Below are 6,741 nucleotides of genomic sequence, written 5' to 3'. Positions count from 1 at the left end.
TACTCGATGGTCTGGCCGAGGTAGGTGGCCCGGGTGATGGTGCCCTGCAGGCCTGGCCCGTCGGTGAGGAAGAGGGCTTCCGGCCGGCAGACCAGGTCCACCGCGCCGTTGACCTCGGCAGGCAGGTCCGCCACGGACACGGTCAGATCCTGGACCCGGATGACCGTCTCCCGCCCCGAGCGACCCACCACCTGGCCCCGCAGGAACGAGACCTTCCCCACGAAGTCAGCCACAAACCGAGTCGCCGGCCGGCGGTAGATGGTCTCCGGAGTGCCCACCTGCTCGATCCGGCCCTTGTTCATCACCACGATCCGGTCCGAGAGGGCCATGGCCTCGGACTGGTCGTGGGTGACGTAGACGGCGGTGATGCCCAGCCGCTGCTGGATGGCCCGGATCTCGTTCCGCATGGACTCCCGCAGCTTGGCGTCCAGGTTGGAAAGGGGCTCGTCGAAGAGGAGCAGTTCCGGCTCCACCACCAGCGCTCGGGCCAGGGCCACCCGCTGCTGCTGCCCGCCCGAAAGCTGCCCCGGCATCCGCTTCTCAAAGCCCTTCAAGCCCACCAGCTCCATCATCCGGGCCACCCGCCGCTGGGCCTCGTCCTTGTCCACTTTCCGGAAGCGGAGGCCGTAGCCGATGTTGTCGGCCACGGTCATGTGGGGGAAGAGGGCGTAGCTCTGGAAGACCATGGCCGTGTTCCGGGCGTTGGGGGGGACGTGGGTCAGGTCTTGGCCGCCCAAGAGGATCTGGCCCGAGGTGGGCTGCTCAAACCCGGCCAGCATCCGCAGGATGGTGGTCTTGCCGCACCCTGAGGGGCCCAGCAAGGTCACCATCTCGCCCGGCTCAATGACGAGGCTGACCCCGTCCACCGCCCGGATCTCCTCGCCTCCAGGCCCTTGAAAGATCTTCACCAGATTCCGCAGTTCAACGGTTCGATCGTTCATGAGGCCACCTCGCCTAAACTCCAGAGATACGGGGACGTGCCCCCTCGCCCACCAGAACCCGCATGAGGGCGAAGGTGAGGAGCACGATGATGATCAGGAAGAGCGACAGCACGCTGGCCGGTCCCAACCGCATGATCTCCGTCTGGGCCAGGATCAGGACGGTCAGGTGGTTCCAGCGGGCCGACACCAGGAAGATGATCGCGCTCACCGCGGTCATGGCCCGGGTGAACGCGAAGGAAAGCCCGGCGATGAAAGCCGGCTTGATCAGCGGCATGGTCACGTGGGCGAAGGTGTAGGCGGTGGAAGCTCCCAGGTTGGTCGACGCCTCCTCGATGGAGCGGTCGATCTGGGTGAGGGAGGCCACCCCCGCCTCGATGCCCACGGGCATCTCCCGGAAGATGAAGCAGAGGACGATGATGGCCGCCGTTCCCGTCAGGAGCAGCGGGGGCTGGTTGAAGGCCAGGATGTACCCGATCCCCACCACCGTCCCCGGCACCGCGTAGGCCAGCATGGACGTGAAGCCCAAGGCCCGCTTTCCTGGGAAATCTTTCCGGACCAGCAAGAAGGCGATGATCATGCCCAGCACACCCGTGATGGGCGTCGCCCAGGCAGCCAGGTAGAGGGTCGCCTTGATGCTGTCCTTCCCCACGTCCCACGCGTAGCGGAAGTGCTCCAGGGTTGGGGTCCAGTTGACGCCCCAGGTCTTCACGAAGGCGCCGGCGATCACCGTCAGGTAGAAGAGGAGGATGATCGCCGAGACGGTGAAGCACCCCAAAAAGAGGCCCCAGCGCAGGGGTTTGGGCGTGGTGAGAATCCGAAGGGAGCTGGGTTTGCCCGTCACCGTCACGTAGGAGCGCTTGGAGATCCAGTAGCGCTCGATGGAGAAGGCCAGCATCGCCGGCACCAGGAGGATGATGGCCAGCGCCGTCCCCCGGGGCATGTTGAACATCCCTGTAAACTGAAGGTAGGCCTGCACCGACAGCACCTCAAAATCGCCGCCCAAGACCATGGGGTTGGCAAAGTCGGCCAGGGAGCTGACGAAGACCAGAAGCCAAGCGCTGGCGATCCCCGGGGTGGAGAGGGGCAAGGTGATGGTCCGGAACACCTCCCACCGGCTCGCGCCCAAGTCCAGGGCGCCCTCCTCCAGGTCGGAGCTGATGCCCTGCAAGACCCCGTTCAGGGTCATGAAGGCGATGGGGAACATGCCGATGGTCTGGACCAGCACCAGCCCGGGCAGGCCGTAAATGTCAAAGTTCCGCAGCCCCAGCAGGGTTCGGGTGATCACACCGTTTCGGCCCAGCAGGAGGATCACCGAGATGGTAAACATGAAGGGCGGCGAGACCAGCGGCAGCTGGCCCATGGTGCGGAAGAAGCCCTTCCAGGGCATGTCCGTCCGGTTGAGGGCGTAGGCGAACATGAAGCCGATGATGGTGGAGACGGTTGCCGTCGAGACCCCCAGAACCAGTGTGTTGGTGATGGTCCCCCTGAGCCACCACTGGGAGAAGATGTACCGGTAGGTCTCCAGGGTGAAGGAGCCTCGGGGGAAGAAGCTCAGCCAGAAGACCTTGAGCAGTGGGTAGACCACAAAGATGATGAGCGACAGTGAAATGGCGATGAGCGTAACCAGCAGGATGGGATCCTGCCGGAGGACCGCCCACCGGTGATTCCGGGGACGGACGCCCAACTCCGCCGACGGAATGGCCATAGTGGACCTCCTCGAGTCAGGAACGAGGGGAGGGGATCACGGGATCCCCTCCCGCAGGGTCAGCCTCTTAGCGGGAGCGGTAGATCTCGTTCATCCACCGATCCACGAGGCGCTCGCGCTCAGCGGCCGCCCAGACGTCGTCCTGATCGATGACGTTGACCTCCGAGAGGCTGATGGCGCCCTCCACCAGCGGCACATCGATGATGGGCACCACGTTGGTGGACGCGTAGAGCTTGGCCGCCCGCTCGGTGAGAGCCCAGTCGTAGAGCTTCCGCGCCGCCTCAGGCTCGGGCCCGCCCTTCACCAAGGAGATGGAGGCGATCTCGTAGCCCGTGCCCTCTTCGGGGGCGGTGATGACCACCGGGTAGCCCTGGGTCAGGACGGTCAGCTGGTCGTGGGCGTACCCGATGCCGACGGCCACCTCGCCGATGGCCACCGCGGTGTTGGGCGCGTTCCCCGACCGGGTGTACTGCTGGATGTTCTGGTGGAGCTTCGCCAGGTACTCGAAGGCCTCATCCTCGCCCCAGAGCTGAACCAGGGTGGCGACCACGTTGTAGGCCGTGCCCGAGGTGCCCGGGTTGGCCATCTGGATCTCACCCTTCAGCTTGGGGTTGAGCAGGTCCGCCCAGCTGGTGGGTGGATCGATGCCCAGCTCCTTTAGCCGCTCGGTGTTGGAGATGAAGGTGAGCGGCCCCACGTAGATGCCGGTCCAATAGTGGTCAGGATCGCGGAATTGGGCCGGAATGTTCTCGATGTTGGGCGAGACGTAGGGCTCGGTCAGGCCCTTCTGCTTGGCCTCGATGTGGTTCAGGCCCACGCCGCCGAACCAGATGCTCGCTTGAGGATTGTTCCGCTCCGCATCCAGCCGCGCCACGGCCTCACCCGAGGAGAGCCGGACCCACTCGACCCGGATGCCCGTATCCTTCTCAAACTCGGCAAAGACGAGACGGGCCGTCGGCTCGAACAGGGTGGTGTAGACCGTCACCTTCTGTTGCGCCGCGGCCGGCAGGGTCAAGAGACCCAGGATGGCCAGCAGAACTACGGCTCGCTTCACAGGATCCTTCCTTTCCCTTTCCACAGTGTCCCTTGCCAGAATGCACCAGCGACAGAATTGAGGGCTTGCCCCCTCCCAGAGGTGCTATTCACCGATTTGGCAAGCGATCCTGCGCCTGCCAAAAGAATCCCAAGGAACGCAGGCCGTTCTCAGGCCTTGGGGGTGGTACGGGTCGGTTTCGCCTGAGACGGGGAAACAGAAGGAATCGTGCTCAGGAATGGTGACTTGCCTGGAGACGAATGGGGCCCTGCCTGCAGGCGAGTGGGGGCCTGCCCGCAGAAGAAGGAGGATCCCGTGGATACCCGGGGCTAGGCGATGGCGGCCGGAAAGGGACGGGCGCCCTTCCGGGCGAAGGCGACTTGTAGAAGACGACCTCAAACGACGATCGAGGCGACCCTGGGTCGCTCTCGCCAGGAGTGATGGCCGTGGCCGGATTCACCCTTCGGCAGACCTTTAACGCGGTCTCGCCCGCCATGATCGGACCCGCCTTGGTCTATCCCTTGCGGAAGGCGGTGGGGGTGGTCCGCTCCACCCAGCCGGAGCTGAAGGGGCTCGCCTACCTGCGGGCTGTCTGGAAGGAGCTGAAGGCTCCCCGGCCTAACCCGCCGCCCGTTGACAGCTTCATCCCCTTCGGCGCCGTCCAGGGGCTGGAAGGGGTGGATGGGCGGACGGTGCGGGTGGTGATGGGGGAAGGCACCCTGCAGGTCCGGGCCCTCACGGAGAACCTCCTCCAGCTCCGCTACCGGCCTGATCGCCTCTTTGGGCCGCCGTTCTCCTACAGCGTGGAGCGTGGTGAGGACGCCTGGCCCTTCGAGTCCTTGGCGGCGGAAGAGTCGCCCGCCCAGGTGGAGATCCGGACCGGGGGTCTGGTCCTCACCATGGAGAAGGCGAGCGGCGCCCTGGCCCTGGGCGACGGCACGGGGCGGGTCTTCTTCAGCGCGGGCGTGGGGGCTCGCCACCGGGAAGGGCCCCAGGTCACCTGGCAAGCCCAGTTCCCCGGCGAGACCCCCTTCTACGGCCTGGGGGAGAAGGCAACGGGCCTCAACCTGGCAGGGAAGCGGTTCGAGCTCTGGAACAGCGACCCGTCTGTCTACGAGCGGGGCGACGATCCCATCTACCTGAGCGTGCCCTTCGTGCTGGGGCTGGTGGGCGGGCAGGCGGTGGGGCTCTTCTTCGATAACACCTACCGGGCTTGGGTCGATCTGGGAAGCCAAGAGCGGGGGGCGTTCCGGTACACGGCCGCGGGGGGCGAGCTCCGGCTCTACGTGATGACCGGCACCCCCGCCCAGGTGCTGGAACGGTACACCCAGCTCACGGGACGGATGCCGCTGCCGCCCCTGTGGACTTTCGGCCTCCACCAGTCCCGCTGGAGCTACTATCCCCAGGCGCGGGTGCTGGAGGTGGCCCGGGAGTTCCGGAAGCGGCGGATCCCCTGCGATGTGATCCACCTGGACATCCACTACCTCGACGGCTACCGGAGCTTCACCTGGGACCGGAAGCGCTTCCCCGACCTCAAGGGGATGACCGATGCCCTCCACGAGCAGGGCTTCAAGGCCCTGGCCATGATCGACCCGGGGATCAAGGTGGATCCGGGCTACCCCGTCTACGATGAAGGCATGAAGCAGGGCTACTTCCTGACCTATCCCGATGGCTCCCCCTTCATCGGGCCCGTCTGGCCGGGCAATGCGGTCTTCCCCGACTTCAGCAACCCCCGGGTCCGGGCCTGGTGGGGCGGCCTCTACCGGGAGCTGCTGGAGCAGGGCCTCGACGCCTTCTGGAACGACATGAACGAGCCGGCCCTCACCACCGCCTGGAAGGGGAAGGGGCACGCGCCCGAGGTGCTGGTCCACGACGGCGACGGCCGGGGCGCCGACCACGCCGAGCTCCACAACGTCTATGGCCTTCTCATGGCCCGGGCGTCGGTGGAGGGCCTGGCCAAGCTCCGCCCCGATCGCCGGCCCCTGATCCTCACCCGGTCGGGGTGGGCCGGGGTGCAGCGGTACGCCATCCACTGGACGGGGGATAACAAGAGCACCTGGGACCATCTGGCCCTTACCCTGCCCATGGTGATGAATCTTGGCCTCTCGGGCATCCCCATGACGGGCCCCGACACCGGTGGCTTCACGGGCGGGCCTTCGCCGGAGCTGTACGCCCGGTGGATCCAGCTGGGTGCCTTCACGCCCTTCTTCCGGATCCATTCCATGGCTGGCTCCCCCGACCAGGAGCCCTGGGCCTTCGGGGAGGAGGTGGAGCGGATCAGCCGCCGCTACATCGAGCTCCGCTACCAGCTCCTGCCCTACCTCTACACGGCCGCCTGGCAGGCGAGCCGCTCGGGCCTGCCCATCATGCGGGCCCTGGCCTTCGCCTACCCGGAGGATGAGGCTACCCACAGCCTGGACGATCAGTTCCTCTTCGGCGACGGGCTCCTGGTAGCCCCGGTCCTCGAGCCGGGGGCCACCCGGCGGAAGGTCTACCTGCCCGCAGGTGCCTGGTTCGACTTCTGGACGGGCGAGATGCACCTCGGGCCCCAGACCGTGGAGGTCCCCGCGCCCTTGGAGGTTTTGCCCCTCTTCGTCAAGGGTGGGGCGGCCATCCCCTTCTGGCCCGTCCAGCAGTACGTGGGCGAGCGGGTGATCGATGAGCTGGAGCTGCGGCTCTACTGGGCGGCGGGGGATCACACCAGCTTCCTCTACGAAGACGACGGCGAGCATCCCGATCCGGAGGCGCCCGGTGCGAGCCGCCTCTCCCGGTTCCGCCTGCGGGGAACCTCCGAGGGGCGGGGCCGGTTCATCCGGCGGACGGTCTTCGGCACCTACCCCTTGAGCTACGAGCGGGTGAGGCTGGTCATCATCGGCCTGAAGGCCCGCCCCAAGCGGGTCCGCCTCCACGGCGGCAGCCTGCTGGACGAGCTGTGGGACGAAGAGACCCGGCGGCTCACCTTGCGGTGCCGGGTTGGGAGTGAGTTTGCGGTGGAGCTGGGGTGAGAGGGGCGTCTCTGTGACAGAAGGACTTGCCTTTCCAGGGAGCTGGCCGGGGATCGG

The 6,741-nt window shown here is 66.5% G+C and carries 4 protein-coding genes; 1 reads left to right on the top strand and 3 read right to left on the bottom strand.

The annotated features are described in order from the left end of the window. The 3 genes from FWJ67_RS10425 to FWJ67_RS10415 form a co-directional block, all read right to left on the bottom strand. Positions 1–941 (bottom strand): ABC transporter ATP-binding protein (locus tag FWJ67_RS10425; RefSeq protein ID WP_414482790.1); only part of this gene is annotated, 941 nt, incomplete at its 3' end. 13 nt (positions 942–954) lie between these two features. After that, positions 955–2,646 carry an ABC transporter permease gene (locus FWJ67_RS10420; protein ID WP_414482789.1) on the bottom strand — a complete coding sequence of 564 codons (1,692 nt, stop codon included), beginning with the start codon at positions 2,644–2,646 and terminating at the stop codon, positions 955–957. A 67-nt stretch (positions 2,647–2,713) separates the two neighbouring features. After that, on the bottom strand, positions 2,714–3,700 hold the full coding sequence (locus FWJ67_RS10415) for an ABC transporter substrate-binding protein (RefSeq protein ID WP_304175179.1): 987 nt from the start codon (positions 3,698–3,700) through the stop codon (positions 2,714–2,716). 425 nt (positions 3,701–4,125) lie between these two features. On the opposite strand from FWJ67_RS10415, the gene FWJ67_RS10410 reads away from it, so the two are divergent. Continuing rightward, the gene (locus FWJ67_RS10410) at positions 4,126–6,684 is read left to right on the top strand and encodes a TIM-barrel domain-containing protein (protein WP_304175181.1); all 2,559 of its coding nucleotides are present in this window, start codon (positions 4,126–4,128) and stop codon (positions 6,682–6,684) included. The last annotated feature ends 57 nt before the right edge of the window (positions 6,685–6,741 follow it).

Origin of the sequence: Limnochorda sp., from assembly GCF_047459355.1 — a bacterium.
Lineage (GTDB): Bacteria > Bacillota > Limnochordia > Limnochordales > Limnochordaceae > Limnochorda.
The sequence above is the reverse complement of the archived record's forward strand: the minus strand, read 5'-3'. Positions and strand labels throughout refer to the sequence as shown.

Bases quoted from the DNA above. Each gene is read 5' to 3' on its own strand.
- FWJ67_RS10420 (WP_414482789.1), bottom strand. From the start codon at position 2,646: ATGGCCATTCCGTCGGCGGAGTTGGGCGTCCGTCCCCGGAATCACCGG.